The organism is Roseovarius sp. THAF27, assembly GCF_009363655.1.
In the GTDB taxonomy this organism is placed as follows: Bacteria; Pseudomonadota; Alphaproteobacteria; order Rhodobacterales; family Rhodobacteraceae; genus Roseovarius.
Map to the genome: position 1 here is coordinate 2787197 of NZ_CP045393.1, position 18758 is coordinate 2805954.

Consider the following 18758-nt stretch of genomic DNA (forward strand, 5'->3'; position numbering starts at 1 on the left):
TATGCCATGAGTAACGCTTTCTTCGCCAATTTCGATCTTGCCAGTCTTTCGATCTGGCTGTTCTGGATCTTCTTCGCCGGGCTGATCATCTACATCCAGCGCGAGAACATGCGCGAGGGCTACCCGCTCGAGGATGATGACGGCAACCTGTCCGCCAACCAGGGGCCCTTCCCGATCCCCGGCGACAAGACCTTCATCCTGCCCCATGGCCGGGGTGAGCTGACGGTGCCCTCGGGCCAACGCCCCGACCGGCAGAACGTGGCGCTGCAAAAAACCGCAGCGGGCAACGGGTTTCCGTTCGAGCCCACGGGCGACCCGCTTGCCGATGGCGTCGGCCCGGCCTCCTGGGCCAACCGCGAGGACGTGCCGGAACTGGACGGTCACGGCCACCCCAAGATCGTGCCGATGTCGGCCAACGAACACTTCCACGTGGCTGCGGGCCGTGACCCGCGCGGCCTGCCCGTCGTGGCCGGCGACGGCGAGGTCGTGGGCATGATCACCGACCTTTGGGTCGACGAGCCCGAACAGCTGGTGCGCTATCTCGAGATCGAACTCGACGCCGCGCATGGCGCGGGCAAGCGGCTGGTGCCGATGACGCTCACCCGGATCAAGAGCAACCACGTCAAGGTGCTCAAGCTCTACGGCAAACACTTCGCCGGCGTGCCGAAACATGCCTCGCCCAATCAGGTGACCAAGCTCGAGGAAGACAAGATCTCGGCCTATTACGGCGGCGGCACGATCTATGCCGACGACGCCCGCCTCAACCCCAAGCTGGGCTGAACCGGGACATAGACGGACGGAGGAGATGACGATGCCCCATGACGACTTTCACGTGGAACCGGTGCCCGGCCTGCCCGAACGCCCGCCCGAGGGCGAGCAGATCCTGTGGCAGGGCCGGCCCAACTGGTGGGCACTGACGGTTCAGTCGCTCAACCTCTACTGGGTGGTGGGCTACTTCGTCGTCCTCTTCGCCTGGCGCTTCGTCACCCTGTTCGACCAGGTCGGCATGGCCCACGCCTTCCGGGTGTCCTTCCCGTTCCTGCTCATCGGCGCGGTGGCCGCGGCGCTCCTGCTTCTGATCGGCTACGTGCAGGCCCGCGCCACCGTCTACACCATCACCAACCGGCGCGTGGCGATGCGCGTCGGCGCGGCGCTGACCGTCACGCTGAATCTGCCCTTCAGCCGCATCGCCAGCGCGGACCTGGCGCTGCGCCGCTCGGGCAACGGCACCATCGCACTCGACCTGATGGACCCGCCGCCGCTCAGCTACCTGACCTGCTGGCCGCATGTCCGCCCGTGGCACGTGCGCAAGCCGCAGCCCGCGCTGCGGTCCATAGACGACGCGGCCCGCATCGCGCGCCTCATTGCCGAGACGGCCGAGGCGCAGTTGAACGCTCCCAAGCTGGCCCGCACACCGACCGCCGCCGACACCGGCGCGGATGACATCGCCCCCGGCGCCGTGCCGGCGGAATGACAAGGACCTGACAGATCATGGCCCAGACCGACAATATCCACGCCACCGACCGCAGCGCACATGACAAGGAACTTGTCCCGCGCGTGCTGGTCTTCGCGGTCTGCACCTTCGTGCTGATCGTGCTGGCGCTGGTGACATGGTCGCGCCTGTCGGGCCAGCCGGTCACCTATACGCCGCCCACCGGCGCGATCACGCACGAACGCACGTTCCACCTGTCGGGCGACATGTCCGGCAGCGCCACCGTGACCGAACTGGACGGCACGCTCATCGCCGACCTGAACCCGAAAGAGGGCGGGTTCATCTCGGGCGTCTGGAGGGTGATCCAGCGCGAGCGCACCAAACACCGCGTGGCCCTGACAGGCCCGCTGACACTCGTCCGCTACGACAACGGACGCATCGCGATCCACGACCCGTCCACGGGCTGGAATGCCGACCTCATGGGGTTCGGCATCGACAACGCCAAGGCCTTTGCAAGGCTCCTGGCACAATAGCAAAAGGAGACGCCAAAATGGGATGGCTGACCAAAGACATAGAAAGGGCGCCCTGCACGGTCGAAGTATCACACTGCTTTGACTCCCTGCACGCGCATGTGCGGTTCAACAACGGGGCGGTGATCCACCCCGGCGACGAGGTGAAGGTTCACGGCCCCGAGATCATGGCGCCCTTCGGCGAAGTGGTCAGCGAGGACCGCGAGGCCACCATCCTTCGCGCCAGCAAGCTGGAACAGCTCTGGACCCGCCTCACGGGTGATTTCGAGGTGATGGAGCTGTGCGAGTTTTCCTTCTCCGAGGAGGTCACGCTATGAACGCCCACACCGGAAAACACACCGCCGACGCCACCACCGTTGAAGAGGGACTCGCGATCGCCGAAGCGCAGGATCGCCAGTACAACGATGAAATGGCGACCGAGACGGCGATGGCCAACACGCTGCTCACGCCGCGTTTCTACACCACCGACTTCGATGAGCTTGACGCCATCGACGTCAGTTCGGTGCGCGCGGACTGGGACAAGCTGATCGACCAGATGGAGGCCGACCCCAACAAGGGCCACTTCAAGAAGAACGAGGACTGGGACCATGTCGACTGGGATGGGATGGACCCTGCCTTGAAGAAGGAATTCATCGACTTCCTGATCTCGAGCTGCACCGCCGAGTTCTCGGGTTGCGTGCTCTACAAGGAAATGAAGCGCCGCGGCAACAACCGCGACATCACGCAGCTTTTCCAACTGATGGCCCGTGACGAGGCCCGGCACGCAGGCTTCATCAACGACGCCCTGCGCGAAGCCGGGTTGCGGGTGAACCTCGGCTTCCTGACGCAGAAGAAGAAATACACCTACTTCCGGCCCAAGTTCATCTACTACGCCACCTATCTTTCGGAAAAGATCGGCTATGCGCGGTACATCACCATCTACCGCCATCTCGAGGCCAACCCCGAGCATCGCTTCCACCCGATCTTCAAATGGTTCCGCGAATGGTGCAACGACGAGTTCAGCCATGGCGAGGCCTTCGCCCTGTTGATGAAGACCGACCCGAAGCTGACGAGCGGCCGAAACGTCTACTGGATCAAGTTTTTCCTGACCGCCGTTTACGCCACGATGTATGTCCGCGACCACCAGCGTCCGGCCTTTCATAAGGCCCTCGGCGTCGATCCCGACTGGTACGCGCACGAGGTCTTCACCAAGACGTCGGAACTCAGCAAGCAGATCTTCCCGATCACGCTGGATATCGAAAGCCCGAAATGGCAGCCGCTGCTGGAAAAGCTGCAAAAGGCCAATGCCGATCTCGACACCGCGCGCAAGCAGGGTGGCCCGATGGGGTTCGCCAAGCGTCTGTCGGCACAGGCCCGCGCGGGCAAGGCCTTCGTGCGGCTGATGCTGATCCCGTCGAAGTCGCACAAGGTGCCGGAAAACGTGCGGCTGGAGCCGGCCTACTGATGGCGGGCACCTGCGCATATGATCCCGGACGGGAGGGGGGCCAGCCCCCCACGTTGAAATCCCCTTGGGATTTCAACGCCCCCCCCGGGATATTTTCGGCCAGAGGAAGCGAGGGCGTTCGATGCTGACCTCGCCCTGGATCGCGGCGCTCATGGCGCTTTTCCTCTGGTGGTTCTCCACCGGGGCGATCCTGATGGTGGTGCGCCATGCCGACCGTGCGGGCGGAAACGCCCGCACGATCTGTTTGCTGTCGTCCCTGCCCTTGCTGGCTCTTGGGCTATGGGGCTTCCATGCAACCTTGGCGATGGACTCGACCCTTGCCGTCTACGGCGCGTTCCTCGCGGCGCTGGCGGTCTGGGGCTGGGTGGAACTGACCTTCCTGACCGGCATGATCACCGGCCCGAACCTGCGCGCCTGTCCCGACGGCCTGCCGGAATGGGAGCGTTTCCTCCGCGCCTGGGGCACCGTGGCCTATCACGAAACCCTGCTGACGCTGATCTTCGTCGCGATGTGGCTGCACGCGGCCGGGTCGGTGAATACCTTTGGGCTCTGGACGTTCACGATCCTCTATTTCGCGCGCATCTCGGCCAAGCTGAACCTCTATTTCGGCGTGCCGCGCATCAATACCGAGTTCCTGCCCGAGGCGCTTGGCCACCTCGCCAGCCATTTCCGCATCCAGCGGCTGAACTGGGTCTTCCCGATATCGGTGTCGGCACTGACCTTCGCCGTTGTTTGCTGGCTGGAACGGCTCCATGCGGCGCAGACCAGCGCGGAAATCGCGGGATTCGCACTGCTGGCCGCCCTTGCGGGCCTCGCCCTGCTCGAACATTGGCTGATGGTTCTGCCATTGCCCGATGCCAAGCTCTGGCGCTGGATGCTTCCCGCGCCCAAAACCCAAAACGACAAAACTGCAAGACCGGAGGAATCCCATGGATTTTGATGCCATGTTCAACGCGCAGCTCGGCGCACTCAAGGAAGAGGGCAACTATCGCATCTTCGCCGAACTCGAACGCCGCTGCGGCGCATTCCCGAAGGCTCGCAGTCATGACGCCGACACTCCGGATGAGGTCACTGTCTGGTGCTCGAACGACTATCTGGGCATGGGCCAGAATGACCATATCCGGCAAGTCATGAAGGATACCATCGACCAATGCGGCACCGGCGCGGGCGGCACACGAAACATCTCGGGCACCAACAAGTATCACGTCGCCCTGGAACGCGAACTGGCCGATCTGCACGGAAAGGACAGCGCCCTGCTCTTCACCTCGGGCTATGTCTCGAACTGGGCCGCGCTCGGCACGCTGGGCGCCCGCCTGCCCGACGCGGTGATCCTGTCGGACGAACTCAACCATGCCTCTATGATCGAAGGCATCCGCCATTCCCGCGCGCAGAAACGCATCTGGAAGCATAACGACCCCGAAGACCTCGACCGGCAGCTGGCCACCCTTCCGGCCAATGCACCCAAGATCGTGGCCTTCGAGTCCGTCTATTCCATGGATGGCGACATCTGCCCGATGCGAGAAATCGTCGAGGTGGCCGAGAAACACGGTGCCATGACCTATCTCGACGAGGTCCATGCCGTCGGCCTCTATGGCCCTCGCGGCGGCGGCGTCAGCGAGCGAGAGGGGCTTGCCCACCGCATCACGCTGATCGAGGGCACGTTGGGCAAGGCCTATGGCTGCATGGGCGGCTACATCACCGGCTCCGCCGCGATGTGCGACTTCGTCCGCAGCTTTTCCTCGGGCTTCATCTTCACCACCGCCCTGCCCCCCGCCGTGGCCGCGGCGGCACAGGCCTCGGTGGCCTATCTCAAGGAGAGCCGCGCCGAACGCGACGCCCAGCGCGACCGCGTCGCCTATCTGCGCGCCCAGCTCGACAAGCGCGGCATCCCGCATATGTACAACCCCAGCCACATCATCCCGGTGATGATCAAGGATCCGGTCAAATGCCGGATGCTGGCCGACATCCTGATGCAGGACTGGGGCATCTACGTCCAACCGATCAACTATCCCACGGTCCCCAAGGGCACGGAACGGCTGCGTTTTACCCCAGGCCCGCTGCACAGCTACGACGATATCGACCATCTGGTCGAGGCTCTCGGCGTGCTCTGGAAACAATGCGCAATAGCCCACGCCGTCGCCTGAGTACCGCTGCGGCAATCCGTCAAGCGCGCGGAACCTTAGAACCCGCCGCAGGGTTAAGAAAATGCCGGTTGATTTAGCCTTGTACCAGCTATGTCATACAGACAGCCAAACGCATGGAGGACTGAATGAAGATCCACGTTACAGCCATCGCCCTCGCCAGCCTCGCCGCCCCCGCCCTTGCCCAGGATGGCGACGCCGAAGCCGGCGAGAAAGCCTTTCGCCAGTGCAAGGCCTGCCACATGGTCATCGACGACGCAGGCGAAACCATCGTAAAGGGCGGTCAGGTCGGGCCCAACCTTTACGGTCTATCGGGCCGCACCGCAGGCTCGGTCGAAGACTTCAACTATTCCGACCTGCTGGTCGCCGCCGGCGAAGCGGGCCTCGAATGGGATCAGGAAAGCTTCGCGGGCTACGTACAGGACCCGACGCCCTGGCTGAAGGAATACACCGGCGAAGACGGTCGCGGGAAAATGACCTTCAAGCTGCGCAAGGAAGAGGATGCGGCGGATATCTGGGCCTATCTTGCCTCGGTCGGTCCCGAGAGCTGAGGTCGCACCGCGCAACGGAACAAAGGCCGCCGCTGAAGGCGGCCTTTTTCATGTTCAGGCCCCGGCATTGAAATTTCCGGACGCAAGGCGCCGGGCGCATGCTAGGATGACATTCAACCGCGGAGGAACATCATGATCGCAGGGGCACACGCAATTCTCTGGCTGCGCGAGGACGGCACCGGAAACGACGCCTGCCGGTTCGCCGACGCCGAAGGCGGCTACCTGATCGACGGATCGTCAACCGGCTCGGATGGAGAGGTGCTGCGCTATCGCGTCCGCGCCCGGAAAGACGGCACCACCCGCCGCGCCCGCATCGGCAGGAAATCCCGGCTGATCGCGCGCCGTGCCAAGGATGACACGTGGACGCTGAACGACACGCCCATGCCGGACGTGACCGGCGCCAAGGACATCGACCTGGGCTTCACGCCCGCGACGCTCACACTGCCGATCCGCCGCCTGCACCTTGAGGTCGGCAAGGAAACCGACGTGTTCGTCGCAAGGCTGGATGTCGAAACCGGGCGACTGACGCCGCTCGATCTTGTCCTTCGACGTGTTGCAGGCGACACATACGAAATGGACATCGCCGAAACGGGCACGACCTCGCGATTTACCGTCAACGAGGAGGGTATCGTCCAATCGCAGCCGGGCCAGTGGACGGCACAGGCTTGACGCCCGCTAACCGGCCACCTGACCCGCCAGCATCCAGAGGCCCATACCCAGCATCACCAGGTTTTCGGTCAACGAGATGAACCCCAACGGCACGTTCGAGCCGCCGCCGACACAGGCGCAGGTCAATTCGCGCTTGTCGATGTAGACGGCCTTGAAGACGCTCCAGCCGCCGACCGTCCCGATGAATATCGCCACCGGCGCCACCAGCCAGACCAATGCGCTGCCCGTCCCGATCAGCGCCATCATCCCGACACCTGTGTAGAGTTCGGCAAACGGATAGGCATAGCCGTACGGCACATAGCGCTGCGCCAGCAGGTCATAGCCCAGAAACCCGTTCACGAAGCCTTCGAGGTCCTGAAGCTTCTGGATCGCCAGCGCGACCATCGAGCCTACAAAGAACCACTTGAGCCACGTCAGCACAGGGAAGCCTTGGTACAAGTTCAGCACGATCGCCAGTGCCATGAGTGCGGTGCTGGCAAAGATCGCGATGACGGGCGTATAGGTCGTTTCACCCTCTTTCAGCACGCGATAGCCGAAATGCTCTTTCAGATCGCTGTACCCGCCAATCCGCTTGCCGTCGATAAAGGTCTGCGGCGTGGTCTCGACCCCGTGCGCGTGCATGAAGGCGTCCGTTCCCTCGCGCGTGGTCAGGGGATTGTCGTCAATCCGGTATCCGCGCCGTTTCAGCATGGACAGGGATTTCAGCCCGAAGGGACACAGATGCCCCGGCATCACCATCCGGTACAGAGACGCGGTCTTTTCACTCCCCTCGCTTTTGGCGCGGGCCGTGTCGGGGCCGTCGATCATGTCCGTGGATGTCATCTTGAATGCCTTTTGGCTTGTGCGTTTCAGGGCAAAACGCCACGCCTTGCGCAGGCGCTTCGCAACTCACTGAGTCAACAGAAAGACAGCCGGTTGGTTCCGGCAATCATCGCCGGCCCCTCGGCCAAAAGACGCCTGAAAGCGCGTCAGCCGACCGCGTTCAGCGTGACAACCTCCGCCGCCCGGCCGACGGCCCCGCGCGCGGTGGCGGCAATATCTGCCGCCGTCAGGCCCGCATCGGCATACATGTCGTCGGGGCTTGCCTGGTCGATATAGCGGTCCGGCAGGTGCATGGTCCGTATCGCCAGCCCCCTGTCGAACGCGCCTTCCGCGGCCAGCGCCTGAAGCACCATGGCACCGAAGCCGCCCATGGCACCCTCTTCCACCGTGATCAGCGCCCGGTGATGCCGTGCCAGCTGGCGGATCAGGTCCATGTCCAGCGGCTTGGCAAAGCGCGCGTCGGCCAGCGTGACAGACACGCCATCGGCCTCCAACTCCGCAGCCGCCGTCCGGCATTCCGCCAGATGCGCCCCATAGGACAGGATCGCCACGTCGTCGCCGTCTTGCAGCACGCGGCCTTTGCCGATCTCCAGCACCTCGCCGCGCTCCGGCAAAGCGACCCCCGTCCCCGCCCCGCGCGGATAGCGAAAGGCTATGGGCCCTTCGTCATGCGCCGCCGCCGTGGCGACCATATGGATCAGCTCCGCCTCGTCGGCGGCGGCCATGCAGACCATGCCCGGCAAAGCGCCAATATACCCAACATCAAATGCACCTGCATGGGTCGGCCCATCCGCGCCAACCAGCCCCGCCCGGTCAATGGCAAACCGCACCGGCAGGCCTTGCAAGGCCACGTCATGCACCAGCTGGTCATAGCCCCGTTGCAGAAAAGTCGAATAGATCGCGCAGAACGGCCGCAGCCCGCTCGCCGCCATCCCGGCGGCAAAAGTCACGGCATGCTGTTCGGCGATACCTACGTCGAACACGCGGCTGGGAAACCGCTCGGCCATCACGTTCACGCCCGTGCCCGACGGCATCGCCGCCGTCACCGCCACGATGTTGGGGTCTCGCGCGGCCTCATCCGTCAGCGCCTTGCCGAAGACGGACGTGTAGGACGGCGGGCCGCCCGCCTTCTTGGCCTGCACGCCGGTCTCGGGGTCGAACTTCGACACGCCATGCCCGCAATCCGCGCTGGTCTCGGCGGGGGCATATCCCTTGCCCTTCACCGTGCAGACATGAATCAGCACCGGCCCCGTCGCCCGCGTCCGCGCCGCGCGCAGCACCGGCAGCAACTGCCCCATGTCATGCCCGTTGATCGGCCCGACATACTCGAACCCCAGCTCCTCGAACAGCGTGCCGGACTGGCTTACCCCTGTCACAAGCTGCCGCGCCCGCTTCGCCCCTTCGCGCATCGGCGCGGGCAGCGCCGCCTCGAACCCCTCGGCCAGGCTTTTTACCCGCGCCAGCGGCTCGTTGGCGTAAAGCCCGCTCAGGTAGGATGACATCGCCCCCACCGGCGGGGCGATGCTCATCTCGTTGTCGTTCAGGATCACGAACATCCGCCGCCCCTCGGCGCCCGCGTTGTTCATCGCCTCATAGGCCATGCCTGCACTGATCGAGCCATCCCCGATCACGGCAATCGCATCGCCCGTGGGCCGGCCCATGTCGCGCCCCACCGTGAAGCCCAGCGCCGCACTGATCGAGGTCGAGCTGTGCGCCGCCCCGAATGGATCGTATTCGCTTTCCTTGCGCTTGGTGAAGCCGCTCAGGCCGCCTTTCTGCCGCAACGTCCGGATCCGGTCCCGCCGTCCGGTCAGGATCTTGTGCGGATAGCATTGGTGCCCGACATCCCACACCAGCTTGTCCATCGGCGTGTTGAAGACCGAATGGATCGCCACGGCCAACTCCACGACGCCCAGCGACGACCCCAGGTGCCCGCCCGTTTCGGAAACCGCGGAAATCACTTCGGCGCGCAGCTCGTTCGCCAGCGCCGCCAGGTCCTCGTCGGGCATCTGCCGCAGGTCCTGCGGCCCCGCCACGCGGTCCAGTATCGGTGTGTGTGGTCTGGTCTGTTGCATCGCATCCCCCTCAAGACGAGATCCGGCGCGGCCCGCAACAGTGGCTGCAAGCAGCGCGATGTTCGCGGGGCCGGGCAACATCGCGCCGCCCGGCCCCGCACGTGTTACTCGCCGTAGTCCGGCTCGCCCGAGGTCGTGGCCAGTTCCGGCCAGTCCTGGATGACGTTCGTGCCCTGCAACGGCTGCTGATAGCCCTTGTGACAGGTCCGGCACGCCGCCTTGGGCGCATCGCCGTTCTCTGGCCCCAGCCGGCTTTCCGGCAGCAGCCCTCCGATCGGGATCAGGTAGTCGTTGTTCAACTCCTGCACCATCTGGATGCCCAGTGTCTCGGTCGCCCATTGCGGCGTCACCTGCGCCCCGTCATAGAAGGCGCGGCTGTTGTGACAGAACACACAGTTCACACCCAACGAGTTCGAGATGTAGTTCATGAACGCATAGGTGCGTTCCGCGTGCTGGATACCGGGGTAATCATCCACGCCCGGCACGCCGGCCACGCGACTGTCCAGGTCGTGAACCTTGATCGATTCTCCATCCACGAGGTAGGTCTGCAACGCGTCCGACGGCAGCGAGGTATAGCTCGACAGCGGCGTCACCCGGTTCTGCACGGCGCCCCAGCCGTCGACCCGCTCGTTGACCGGGCTGATATCGAACCAGACGTCGCTCGGCACGGGCTGGCCGCGGTGGCAGGTGTAACAGGTCACGCCCACCTCCGCGTTGGCATTGACATGCCCGTCCCAGTTCTCGTTCAGGTTCTGGGTCATGCCGATCATCGTATAGCCCACCGAGGTCTGGTAACTGTCCATGTCCTCGAAAAGGTCGGTAATGCCCGTCCACTGCCGCATCGCGGCCAGCAGCCGGTCGTAGTTCTCGACCGTCAGCCCCTCCAGCCCCGGCGGCACGTTCTCACGCGCATCGCCGGCCAGTTCTTCGCCGCCCTGCGGCACCACCGGGTCCGAGCGCGTGGCCATGTAGCCCGCAATGCCCGGATCGGGTTCACCGAGGTCCGACTTGAACTTGGGCACCGACATGCCGGTGCCGCGAGGACCCGTCTGAAGGCTGTCGACGGCACTGGACTGGTTGGCCGAGACCAGCCAGGCCGCCACCAGGACCGCGCCCCCCACGACCCCGATGGCAATTGCGGGACCATAGATGTTCGTGGGGTTGTCGGAGTTCCACTTGTTGAACCAGTTCGGTAGCATGGCTCAGTCCTCCTTGCCGATGAAGGCTTCGTAAGACCCGTAAGCCTCGTAGCCGTAAGAGCCATCGTAAGCCGGTGCGAAATTGTGCTCCTGTGCCCAGATGAACCAGTTGTCCACGACCGTACCTGTCAGCAGAATGCCGATCCCGCCGGTCACCGGCGTCAGGACCGCGAACCACCACGCCCAGCGGTGGATGCCTTCCATCGTGGCGTTGAAGCCCATGGTCCAGCGCCAGAAAAGCGCGGCTCGCTCCGTGGCCGTGCCCCGGTCGACGATCTGCTCCAGCTCCCGGTCGCCGCCATAGCGCGTGACGGCCAGGATGGTCGCGCCGTGCATGGCGAACAAGAGCGTCGAGCCGTACAGGAACACGATGCTCAGGCAATGGAACGGGTTGTAGTAAAGGTTGCCGTACCGGATCGAGAACGCCGTGGTCCAGTCGAGGTGCGGGAAGATGCCGTAAGGCACCGCCTCGCTCCACGATCCCATCAGGATCGGACGGAACAGGTTCAGCACCAGCATCAGCCAAATCGCACTCGCGAAGGCCCAGAAGACGTGCTTGCCCATCTTGTGCTGCGCCGCCAAGAGGTAGCTGCGGATAAGCCATGTCATGACACTGACCAGCAGCAGGAAGCTGGCGATGATGAACCAGCCCCCGTCATTCAGCGGCGGGATGGACAGGCCATGTTCCGGCCCCGGCGGCTCCAGCGCCAGCCAGAAGCCTTGGCGCAGGAATTCCGGGATCGACCAGTTGACCTGCGCCAGCATGTTGAAGCCGACGATGTTGAGCGCCAGGATGAAGGTGACCGCGCTGACAAGTCCTGTCCAGCCTAGGTAGATCGGCCCGATCTGCGCGTTGCCCAGCCAGCCCACCAGGTTGCTGAACCGCGGCTTGAACGCCCGCTCGTCCATCATGTGGTTGTCGTTGTCCATGCCCCATTCGGGATTTCCCCGGACCTGGACCTGCGTGAATATGTTCTGATACTCGATCATGTCTTATATCCCCATCTGCGATGGCCAGATCGGCAGTTCGAGCCACCAGTTCCACCATTCGGGCCAGCCCTTGGTCCAGACCGGACCACTGATGATGATGCAGACCGCCGACCAGAAGCCCGCGTTCAGCGCCAGCAGCAGTCCGACGCGGTGGATGCCCAGCGTGCCGACCGAATAGCCGATGAAATCCCGGAAAAACGTGTCCTCGTGATCCGGCGTCTTCATGACCTCGCCCTTCTCGGGATTGGCCGCCGACAGGATCAGACCGCCATGCAGCGCCAGGGCCAGCGTGGTGGTGAAGAAGAACGTCACCGCCAGCATGTGCGCCGGGTTGTAATGGAAATGCAGGTACGCGTAGCCGGTGTTGCTGACCCAGTCGAGGTGACTGAAGATGCCGTAGGGGAACCCGTGTCCCCACGCGCCCATCAGGACGGGGCGGAACACCACCAGCGTGACATATGCGAAGATCGCGACGCTGAAGGCGAAAGGCACGTGATACCCGATGCCCAGCTTGCGGCAGATCTCGACCTCTCGCAGGGCCCAGCTGCAGAAGGCGCCGATCGCGCAGATCGTGATGATCTGCCACAGACCGCCCTCCATCAACGGCGCCGCGCCCAGGCCGTAGGACAGGTCGGGCGGCGCGATGTTGATCAGCCAGGGGTTCCATGTGCCCTGGTGGGCCGCTCCCCAGAAGATCAGGATCGTGCCAAGAAGCGCAAAGAACGCGCCCAGCACGCCGAAAAAGCCCACGTAGAACGGACCGACCCAGAAGTCGAATAGGTCGCCTCCGATCAGTGTCCCCCCGCGGACCCGGTATTTTCTCTCAAAGCTGAGCAACGCCATTGTTTCTCTCCGCGTTTTCGGCCGGCCAGTCCTGCCCGGCCGTCACTCTTCGTTCGGTTTGTTGCGGGCGGGCGGACCCGCCCGCAACGAGGTTTGACGATTGCCTTGGATCACTCGGACGCCGCAGCGCGGGACGCTGCTGCATTCTCGAACCAGTTGACGCCGTTCGACAGAACCACCAGGTGGATCATGACGGCCAACAGGAACAGGAATACGCCTTGTGCTACGAACACGCGGCGCGGATCGAAAATGAGCCAGATCTTGTAGAACTTCGACATTTTCTTTCCTTCCTCAGAACCAAGGCGCCCAGATGTACGTCGCGATGTGCGCGATAACCGCAACCAGTGTGAAGAGCGTAAGGCCGCTCATGTACACCGAATGCAACTCCTGGGCTTGCTCGTCGGTAAGACCTGTAAAGGACAGGTCGGTGTTATCAGCCATGAACTTTCCTCCGGAACGTTATGCTGACGCCGCGAACCCCGCGGCCGGGTTCCTCAAGGGCCTTGCGGGCCCTTGAAGGTCTGCTCGCCCAGTCGGGCGGATACAGCTCGGGTTTCGGTCGGGGCATGATGCCTCAGACCGAGAAAATCAGCGGCGTGATCCGGTCCGCTTCGGACCAGGCGCGCGCCAGCGGGCCGCGTACGTTCAGCGTGTGGCGCTCCGCGATATCGCGGACCCAGCGGAACGTCGTGAACGGCACCGCGCAAAAGAAGATCAGCGTGAAATACACCCAGAATTCCGCGGTTCTGCGGCGTCCCGTGGTGCTGCGTCTCGGCGGGTTGGACGTCATGTCAGTCATGGTTGTTGTCCTCCTCTTGGACATCTGCCGCGGCAACTTTGGCCGCGGGCGAAAGGGCTTGTACGGTTTCCAGCACGACCCGCTCGGCACCCTCTCTCAGGGCGGCCTCCTCGGCGGCATCGCGCAGCGTCTTGGCGGCGGAAATTCTGGTCAGCACCGGGTGGCTTTCCACGATCCGGTTCAGCTCGGCCTGCGCATCGGCATCCCACGGGAAATCCCGGCGCAACGGCGTCGGCGTGGCAGACCCTGCATCCATCTCGGACCCCAGCGGCAGGATGTGGAACAGCGCATCGAATAGCCCGTTGCACACTTCCTGGATCAGGTAGGTCGCCCCGGCATACCCCATGAAGGGCGTGCCCGTGGCGCGCCGGATCGCGGCGCCCGGAAAACTCGCCGGGATGAAGGCCGGCTTCGGCCCGTGCCCCGCGCTCATCTCGGCCAAGTACATCTTTTCGTTGATCGACCCCATCAGGATCAGCGGGCGCTTGGTATGGACCAGTGACCGCACTTCCTCGTTGTTGGTCTTGGTCCCCGCACAGCGCGCCACCGCGAACCCGCAGGGCAGCCCCATGTCGTTTTCCAGGAAATTGCGGATGCCCCGCGCATAGGTCTCGTTCGCCACGATGCCAAAGCTGGCCGTGGCAAAGAAATCCTGCGTCACCGACCGCCACAGGTCCCACACCGGCTTGATCGTCGAATGCTTCTCGCGCTCGATGAAGGGCTCGGCGTCCAGCTCCAGCAATTCGCCCAGCTTGCGCAGGAATTTCGTGGTGCTGTCGATGCCGATCGGCGCTTGCAGGTACGGCTTGTCCAGCACCTCGCACAGGCCACGCCCGAACTCGCGATACATGCAGATGTTCACATCGGCATTCACAAGGTCCCGCATCTCGGCCAGGTGCGCGCCCAGCGGCATCACCATGTTGACCTCGGCCCCGATCCCCTCGACCAGCCGACGGATCTCGGCCAGGTCCGAAGGCATGTTGAACGTGCCATACATCGGCCCCAGGATATTGATCCGCGGCTTCGCATCCTCTGCGCGCTTCTTCTCGGGCGGCATCCGGCCCTTGGTCATCCCGAACTCGGTGAAGATCCAGGTCATCGCCCGGTCGGCGGCTTCCCACTGGTCCTCGTCGATGGTGCGCGGCAGAAAGCGCTGGATGTTGGTGCCCTGCGGCGTCACGCCCCCGCCGATCATCTCGGCGATGGAGCCGGTGACCACGACCGCCGGCAGTGCCGGATCGAGCGTGCCCCAGGCCCGCTTCATCGCGCCTTCGGTCCCTTCCCGGCCCAGCTCTTCCTCGCCAAGGCCCGTTACCACGATGGGCAGTTCATGCGGCGGCAACGCATCGGTATAGTGCAGCACCGAGGTCACTGGAAGGTTCTCGCAGCCCACCGGGCCATCGATCACCACCTGCAATCCCTTGACGGCGCAGAAGGCATAAACCGCCCCCCAGTATCCACCCGCGCGATCATGATCCTGGATCAGCATGAGGTACCTCCGCGCATGGTGGGGTTGAACCCCACCCTACATCTCGGGCGTAGGGCGGGGTTCCACCCCGCCGACCGATCCCGCAATGCTCCACGGGACGGCGAAGTATGTGCATATCTCGCCGTCATATCATTTGTGCGGCCTTCGCCGCCCTCTGCTGCTTTTCCAGCTTCTTGAGGTTCGTCGCCCGGAAATCCTCGCGCACATTGGGCTGGCCTTCCCAGACCCCGGCGGTATCGCCGGTCCCCACGCCCTCGAAGAATTCGCGCATCCGGTCCATCCGCCCCTTGTTGGCGATGGCCGCATTGACCACCTCCGCGAGGCTTCCGGCCCCGGCCGGCCCCATCAGGGGACGCGCGGAAATCAGGTTTGTAAAGTAAAGCCCCGGAACGCCCAGTTCCTTGGCCTTCTGCACCACCGGCGTTGTCCCGATGGCCAAGTCCGGCTTGACGGCTTCCATCGCCGCGCAATCGTCTTCCAGCGACGCGCGATAGTGCACCTTGGTGCCTTTGCTTTCCAGCCAGGCGGCATCCTCCGCCGACCACGGGCTCTTGGCACAAGCGGTGCCCACGTAAGGCACATCCGCCCCGCTCTCGATCAGTAGGCGCGCGACCAGCAACTCACTGCCTTCATAGCCTGACAGCGTGATTGTCCCGTCAATCTTCTTGGCGCCCAGCGCGGCCTCGATCGCGGGCAGAAACGCGTTTTGCGCCTGCGCCACCTTGTCGGCGGCCACGCCGAAGGCATCGCCAATCGCGCTCAACCACGCCGCCGCGCCGTCCCGTCCCACGGGCGCGGAACCCACGACGGGCCGCCCGGCGGCCTCGAATTCCCGCACGGCGGCGGTATAGAACGGATGGATCGCCGCCACCGCGCCGCAATCCAGCGCCGCATAAAGCTCCCGCCACTCGCGGCACGGCACGACCGGCCCGGCGGCCAGCCCCATCGGCGCCAGCATCTGCCCGATCATCACCGGATCGGCGGGGAACATCTCACCCAGCAAGGTCACGGTCGGCCTGTCGGAGACGCCCCCATCAGGGGCAGCAACCGGCCCGGCCTCGATCTCTTGCCGCGCGTAGTTCAGCATCGCGCCGGCCAGCACATCCTTGGCCTCTGCATGGGTCGGAATGCCGAAGCCCGGCACGTCGATCCCGACGATCCGCACGCCGTTGATTTCCTTCGGCAACAGCCGCAGCGGCACGCCACTGGCCGTCGGCACGCACAGGTTGGTCACCACGACCGCATCGAACCGGTCCGGATCGGCCAGTTCATGCACAGAATCGCGGATATCCTCGAACAGCTTGCCCGTGACCAATGTTTCGGAATTGAACGGCACATAGCCCACCGACCGGCGCGCGCCGTAGAAATGGCTCACGAAGGTCAGCCCATACACACAACAGGCCGATCCGCTCAGCACGGTCGCCACGCGTTTCATCCGCAGGCCCACACGCAAGCTGCCGAAAGCGGGACACATGCTTTGCGGCTTGTCGTGCGGACCTTGCGGATAGTCGCGTGCATATTGGTCCAGCAGATCGCTCTGCCCGGCCATGCGCGCGGCTTTCTTCATCTCGTTACCGGAATGACAGCCCAGACCGGAATCGCTCGTCAGCTCCGGCGCGTATTCGCGCGCCTTGCCGCGAATGACCTCGGCCTTGCCGGCATCGTCATATGTGACTTCATCGCTCATAGAGCCCTTTCCGACCCGCCTTGGGCCGCGATATCCTTCAACAACCGGGCGATCTGCTCGGGCCGCGCCTCGGCGACCATCCGGCAGGCCCGGATCAACTGCTGTGCCCGGGTGGGGTCAGGCGTCGTCATAGACCACCTCCAGGCTTTCTTTCGGCGCAGCATTCTTGCCGCGCATGTCCTCGTCCGTCGCAGGCTCCAGCGTGACGCCCTCGCCGGTGTCAGACCCATCGAAGAGCGCCAGCAGACCGTCCTGGTCCAGCGGCGCGGGCCGCACCGGCGGGGCCGCACCCACGGCCTCGGCCAGCCCGGCAAAGAGGCTGCCCCACTGGCTCTTTTCGGTACCGACGATCTGGTAATTCGCCGATTTCTTGCGCAAATCGTCATCCTGCGGGATCGCGGCCAGCACGGGGATATCCACCGCCTTGGCAAAGGCCTGCGCCTCGCCCGAATGGTCGTCCTTGTTGACCACCAGCCCCGCGACGCCGACGTTGCCGCCCAGCTTGCGGAAATACTCCACCGCCGAGCACACGTTGTTGGCCACGTAAAGCGATTGCAGGTCGTTCGACGCCACCAAAATCACCTTCTGCGCCATGTCACGGGCAATCGGCAGGCCGAAGCCTCCGCACACCACGTCACCCAGGAAGTCCAGCAGGACATAGTCGAAATCCCAGTCATGGAAGCCCAGCTTCTCCAGCAGTTCGAACCCGTGGATGATCCCACGCCCGCCACAGCCGCGGCCCACTTCCGGGCCGCCCAGCTCCATGGCAAACACACCGCCCCGCTTGAAACACACGTCGCCGATCTTCACCTGCTCGCCAGCGAGGTTCTTCTTGGTCGAGGTCTCGATAATGGTCGGGCACGCCTTGCCACCGAACAGCAGGCTGGTCGTGTCCGATTTCGGGTCGCACCCGATCAGCAGCACGCGCTTGCCCTGTTCGGCCATCATGTGGCTCAGGTTGGCCAGGGTGAACGACTTGCCGATCCCCCCCTTGCCATAGATCGCGATGATCTGCGTCTTGCTGGTGGGTTCGCCCTGCGGCACTTCAAGCGTGGGCTCCTCGCCCGCCTCGTCCCGCAGGCGTTTGTCGAAATCCTTCAGATTCGGGATGTCGTCTTTCACGCTGCGTCCTTCCAGTTGAGTATCATTTTCAGGCACGACGTCTCTTCAAAGGCCGTCCTGTACGCGCCCTCGGCCTGCTCGGCCGGAGCGTTATGAGTGATCAGCCCACCCAGGCTCAGCGCGCCGCTGTCCAGCAGAGCGCCCACGGCGGCGAGGTCCTCGCGCGCCCATTCCGCGGCGATACGCAACCGCGCCTCGCGCATGAAGGCGGGCGGAAAGGCAAAGCTCAGACCGCCGGGATAGAACCCTGCCAGCACGATCTCGCCGCCTTTCGTCAGCCGTCCGATCAGGTCGTTCAGAATGCTCGCATTGCCCGAGGCATCGTAGATCGCACAATAGTCGCGGCGTTCGTCCGCCTCCGGTGCGATCACCTCGTAGCCCTCGGCACCGCCGCGCCGGGCCGGGTCGGTTTCCCAGACCACGGGCGCTGGTGCACCGGCGGCGATCGTCAGCCGCGCCAGAAGGCGGCCCAGCACGCCATGCCCGACGATCAATTCGGGCACACGCTTGTCCAGTCCGGCCATCGCGTGCCGCGCCGTGGCGGCCAACGCCAGCAAGGCGCCCTCGGCGCCCAGTGTCGAATCGATTCTCGTCACTCTCTGGGCCGGCGTCACCAGCAGGCTCGCAGCACCGCCGAACAGTCCGAATGCACCGTCAAAGCAATCCGCCCCCGGCACGAACACGGTCTCGCCTGTCCTGAAGCCGCTTTCCGGCCCGGCCTCGACAACTTCGCCCGCGGCCTCGTATCCCGGCACCAGCGGATAGCCAGACCCCGGAAAAGGCGGCATCTCACCGGTCCAGAACAGTTTTTCCGTGCCGGTCGAGATCCCCGAATGGGCAATGTCCACGACGATATCCGCAGGGCGCAGCTGCTTGAGCGGCAGCGTGTCCAGGTGCAGGTCTTTCGGACCATTCAGGAATACGGCACGCGTCTCCAACTGTCTGAACTCCCCCCGGTTATTGTG

General features: G+C 64.3%; 22 protein-coding genes. 9 read left to right on the plus strand and 13 right to left on the minus strand.

Annotated elements, in window-relative coordinates; genetic code table 11:
• Positions 1 to 6 precede the first annotated feature (6 nt).
• From puhA to FIU89_RS14065, 9 genes are all read left to right on the plus strand, one after another.
• Complete coding sequence (gene puhA / locus FIU89_RS14025; RefSeq protein ID WP_152493173.1) at positions 7 to 780, plus strand: photosynthetic reaction center subunit H; 774 nt, start codon at positions 7 to 9, stop codon at positions 778 to 780.
• Positions 781 to 811: 31 nt separating this feature from the next.
• The gene (gene puhB, locus FIU89_RS14030; protein WP_152493174.1) at positions 812 to 1474 is read left to right on the plus strand and encodes a photosynthetic complex putative assembly protein PuhB; all 663 of its coding nucleotides are present in this window, start codon (positions 812 to 814) and stop codon (positions 1472 to 1474) included.
• Between the two features lie 17 nt (positions 1475 to 1491).
• A complete protein-coding gene (gene puhC / locus FIU89_RS14035) occupies positions 1492 to 1965 on the plus strand; it encodes a photosynthetic complex assembly protein PuhC (protein WP_152493175.1) in 474 nt (157 codons plus the stop codon).
• A gap of 17 nt (positions 1966 to 1982) precedes the next feature.
• A complete protein-coding gene (locus tag FIU89_RS14040; RefSeq protein WP_152493176.1) occupies positions 1983 to 2279 on the plus strand; it encodes a hypothetical protein in 297 nt (98 codons plus the stop codon).
• Complete coding sequence (gene acsF, locus FIU89_RS14045) at positions 2276 to 3406, plus strand: magnesium-protoporphyrin IX monomethyl ester (oxidative) cyclase (protein ID WP_152493177.1); 1131 nt, start codon at positions 2276 to 2278, stop codon at positions 3404 to 3406. Before FIU89_RS14040 ends, acsF begins: the two co-directional genes overlap by 4 nt.
• A 121-nt stretch (positions 3407 to 3527) precedes the next feature.
• Positions 3528 to 4346, plus strand: coding sequence for a putative photosynthetic complex assembly protein PuhE (gene puhE / locus FIU89_RS14050; RefSeq protein ID WP_152493178.1), 819 nt, complete (start codon positions 3528 to 3530; stop codon positions 4344 to 4346).
• Positions 4336 to 5550 carry a 5-aminolevulinate synthase gene (hemA, locus tag FIU89_RS14055; protein WP_152493179.1) on the plus strand — a complete coding sequence of 405 codons (1215 nt, stop codon included), beginning with the start codon at positions 4336 to 4338 and terminating at the stop codon, positions 5548 to 5550. The genes puhE and hemA overlap by 11 nt, the downstream gene beginning before the upstream one ends.
• A gap of 125 nt (positions 5551 to 5675) precedes the next feature.
• Positions 5676 to 6098, plus strand: a complete 423-nt coding sequence (locus FIU89_RS14060; RefSeq protein ID WP_152493180.1) for a cytochrome c family protein — start codon at positions 5676 to 5678, stop codon at positions 6096 to 6098.
• A 132-nt stretch (positions 6099 to 6230) separates the two neighbouring features.
• Entirely contained in the window at positions 6231 to 6767 is a 537-nt protein-coding gene (locus FIU89_RS14065; RefSeq protein WP_152493181.1) for a putative glycolipid-binding domain-containing protein, read from the plus strand.
• A gap of 6 nt (positions 6768 to 6773) precedes the next feature.
• Here FIU89_RS14065 and FIU89_RS14070 read toward each other — a convergent pair whose 3' ends face one another.
• The 13 genes from FIU89_RS14070 to bchC all read right to left on the minus strand — a co-directional run bounded on the left by FIU89_RS14070 (position 6774) and on the right by bchC (position 18731).
• Entirely contained in the window at positions 6774 to 7574 is an 801-nt protein-coding gene (locus FIU89_RS14070; protein WP_152494533.1) for a MauE/DoxX family redox-associated membrane protein, read from the minus strand.
• Between the two features lie 161 nt (positions 7575 to 7735).
• Complete coding sequence (gene dxs / locus FIU89_RS14075; RefSeq protein WP_152493182.1) at positions 7736 to 9664, minus strand: 1-deoxy-D-xylulose-5-phosphate synthase; 1929 nt, start codon at positions 9662 to 9664, stop codon at positions 7736 to 7738.
• Between the two features lie 104 nt (positions 9665 to 9768).
• Positions 9769 to 10863: a photosynthetic reaction center cytochrome PufC gene (gene pufC / locus FIU89_RS14080; protein WP_152493183.1), complete on the minus strand. Its 1095-nt coding sequence runs from the start codon at positions 10861 to 10863 to the stop codon at positions 9769 to 9771.
• A 3-nt stretch (positions 10864 to 10866) separates the two neighbouring features.
• Entirely contained in the window at positions 10867 to 11853 is a 987-nt protein-coding gene (gene pufM / locus FIU89_RS14085; RefSeq protein WP_152493184.1) for a photosynthetic reaction center subunit M, read from the minus strand.
• Between the two features lie 3 nt (positions 11854 to 11856).
• A complete protein-coding gene (pufL, locus tag FIU89_RS14090; protein ID WP_152493185.1) occupies positions 11857 to 12696 on the minus strand; it encodes a photosynthetic reaction center subunit L in 840 nt (279 codons plus the stop codon).
• Positions 12697 to 12806: 110 nt separating this feature from the next.
• Positions 12807 to 12974, minus strand: coding sequence for a light-harvesting antenna LH1, alpha subunit (gene pufA / locus FIU89_RS14095; RefSeq protein WP_152493186.1), 168 nt, complete (start codon positions 12972 to 12974; stop codon positions 12807 to 12809).
• Between the two features lie 13 nt (positions 12975 to 12987).
• Entirely contained in the window at positions 12988 to 13137 is a 150-nt protein-coding gene (gene pufB / locus FIU89_RS14100) for a light-harvesting antenna LH1, beta subunit (RefSeq protein ID WP_057794645.1), read from the minus strand.
• 133 nt (positions 13138 to 13270) lie between these two features.
• A complete protein-coding gene (gene pufQ / locus FIU89_RS14105; RefSeq protein WP_057794646.1) occupies positions 13271 to 13495 on the minus strand; it encodes a cytochrome PufQ in 225 nt (74 codons plus the stop codon).
• Positions 13488 to 14984 (minus strand): chlorophyllide a reductase subunit Z, encoded by a 1497-nt coding sequence (gene bchZ / locus FIU89_RS14110; protein ID WP_152493187.1) that lies wholly within the window; start codon positions 14982 to 14984, stop codon positions 13488 to 13490. The genes pufQ and bchZ overlap by 8 nt, the downstream gene beginning before the upstream one ends.
• 124 nt (positions 14985 to 15108) lie before the next feature.
• Positions 15109 to 16671 carry a chlorophyllide a reductase subunit Y gene (gene bchY / locus FIU89_RS14115; RefSeq protein ID WP_152493188.1) on the minus strand — a complete coding sequence of 521 codons (1563 nt, stop codon included), beginning with the start codon at positions 16669 to 16671 and terminating at the stop codon, positions 15109 to 15111.
• Complete coding sequence (locus FIU89_RS22835; protein ID WP_302848993.1) at positions 16668 to 16802, minus strand: hypothetical protein; 135 nt, start codon at positions 16800 to 16802, stop codon at positions 16668 to 16670. The genes bchY and FIU89_RS22835 overlap by 4 nt, the downstream gene beginning before the upstream one ends.
• Entirely contained in the window at positions 16789 to 17793 is a 1005-nt protein-coding gene (locus FIU89_RS14120; RefSeq protein WP_152493189.1) for a chlorophyllide a reductase iron protein subunit X, read from the minus strand. Before FIU89_RS14120 ends, FIU89_RS22835 begins: the two co-directional genes overlap by 14 nt.
• Positions 17790 to 18731: a chlorophyll synthesis pathway protein BchC gene (bchC, locus tag FIU89_RS14125; protein ID WP_152493190.1), complete on the minus strand. Its 942-nt coding sequence runs from the start codon at positions 18729 to 18731 to the stop codon at positions 17790 to 17792. Before bchC ends, FIU89_RS14120 begins: the two co-directional genes overlap by 4 nt.
• Between the last annotated feature and the right edge of the window lie 27 nt (positions 18732 to 18758).

Bases quoted from the DNA above. Each gene is read 5' to 3' on its own strand.
- puhA (WP_152493173.1), top strand. From the start codon at position 7: ATGAGTAACGCTTTCTTCGCCAATTTCGATCTTGCCAGTCTTTCGATC.
- puhB (WP_152493174.1), top strand. From the start codon at position 812: ATGCCCCATGACGACTTTCACGTGGAACCGGTGCCCGGCCTGCCCGAA.
- puhC (WP_152493175.1), top strand. From the start codon at position 1,492: ATGGCCCAGACCGACAATATCCACGCCACCGACCGCAGCGCACATGAC.
- FIU89_RS14040 (WP_152493176.1), top strand. From the start codon at position 1,983: ATGGGATGGCTGACCAAAGACATAGAAAGGGCGCCCTGCACGGTCGAA.
- acsF (WP_152493177.1), top strand. From the start codon at position 2,276: ATGAACGCCCACACCGGAAAACACACCGCCGACGCCACCACCGTTGAA.
- puhE (WP_152493178.1), top strand. From the start codon at position 3,528: ATGCTGACCTCGCCCTGGATCGCGGCGCTCATGGCGCTTTTCCTCTGG.
- hemA (WP_152493179.1), top strand. From the start codon at position 4,336: ATGGATTTTGATGCCATGTTCAACGCGCAGCTCGGCGCACTCAAGGAA.
- FIU89_RS14060 (WP_152493180.1), top strand. From the start codon at position 5,676: ATGAAGATCCACGTTACAGCCATCGCCCTCGCCAGCCTCGCCGCCCCC.
- FIU89_RS14065 (WP_152493181.1), top strand. From the start codon at position 6,231: ATGATCGCAGGGGCACACGCAATTCTCTGGCTGCGCGAGGACGGCACC.
- FIU89_RS14070 (WP_152494533.1), bottom strand. From the start codon at position 7,574: ATGATCGACGGCCCCGACACGGCCCGCGCCAAAAGCGAGGGGAGTGAA.
- dxs (WP_152493182.1), bottom strand. From the start codon at position 9,664: ATGCAACAGACCAGACCACACACACCGATACTGGACCGCGTGGCGGGG.
- pufC (WP_152493183.1), bottom strand. From the start codon at position 10,863: ATGCTACCGAACTGGTTCAACAAGTGGAACTCCGACAACCCCACGAAC.
- pufM (WP_152493184.1), bottom strand. From the start codon at position 11,853: ATGATCGAGTATCAGAACATATTCACGCAGGTCCAGGTCCGGGGAAAT.
- pufL (WP_152493185.1), bottom strand. From the start codon at position 12,696: ATGGCGTTGCTCAGCTTTGAGAGAAAATACCGGGTCCGCGGGGGGACA.
- pufA (WP_152493186.1), bottom strand. From the start codon at position 12,974: ATGTCGAAGTTCTACAAGATCTGGCTCATTTTCGATCCGCGCCGCGTG.
- pufB (WP_057794645.1), bottom strand. From the start codon at position 13,137: ATGGCTGATAACACCGACCTGTCCTTTACAGGTCTTACCGACGAGCAA.
- pufQ (WP_057794646.1), bottom strand. From the start codon at position 13,495: ATGACTGACATGACGTCCAACCCGCCGAGACGCAGCACCACGGGACGC.
- bchZ (WP_152493187.1), bottom strand. From the start codon at position 14,984: ATGCTGATCCAGGATCATGATCGCGCGGGTGGATACTGGGGGGCGGTT.
- bchY (WP_152493188.1), bottom strand. From the start codon at position 16,671: ATGAGCGATGAAGTCACATATGACGATGCCGGCAAGGCCGAGGTCATT.
- FIU89_RS22835 (WP_302848993.1), bottom strand. From the start codon at position 16,802: ATGACGACGCCTGACCCCACCCGGGCACAGCAGTTGATCCGGGCCTGC.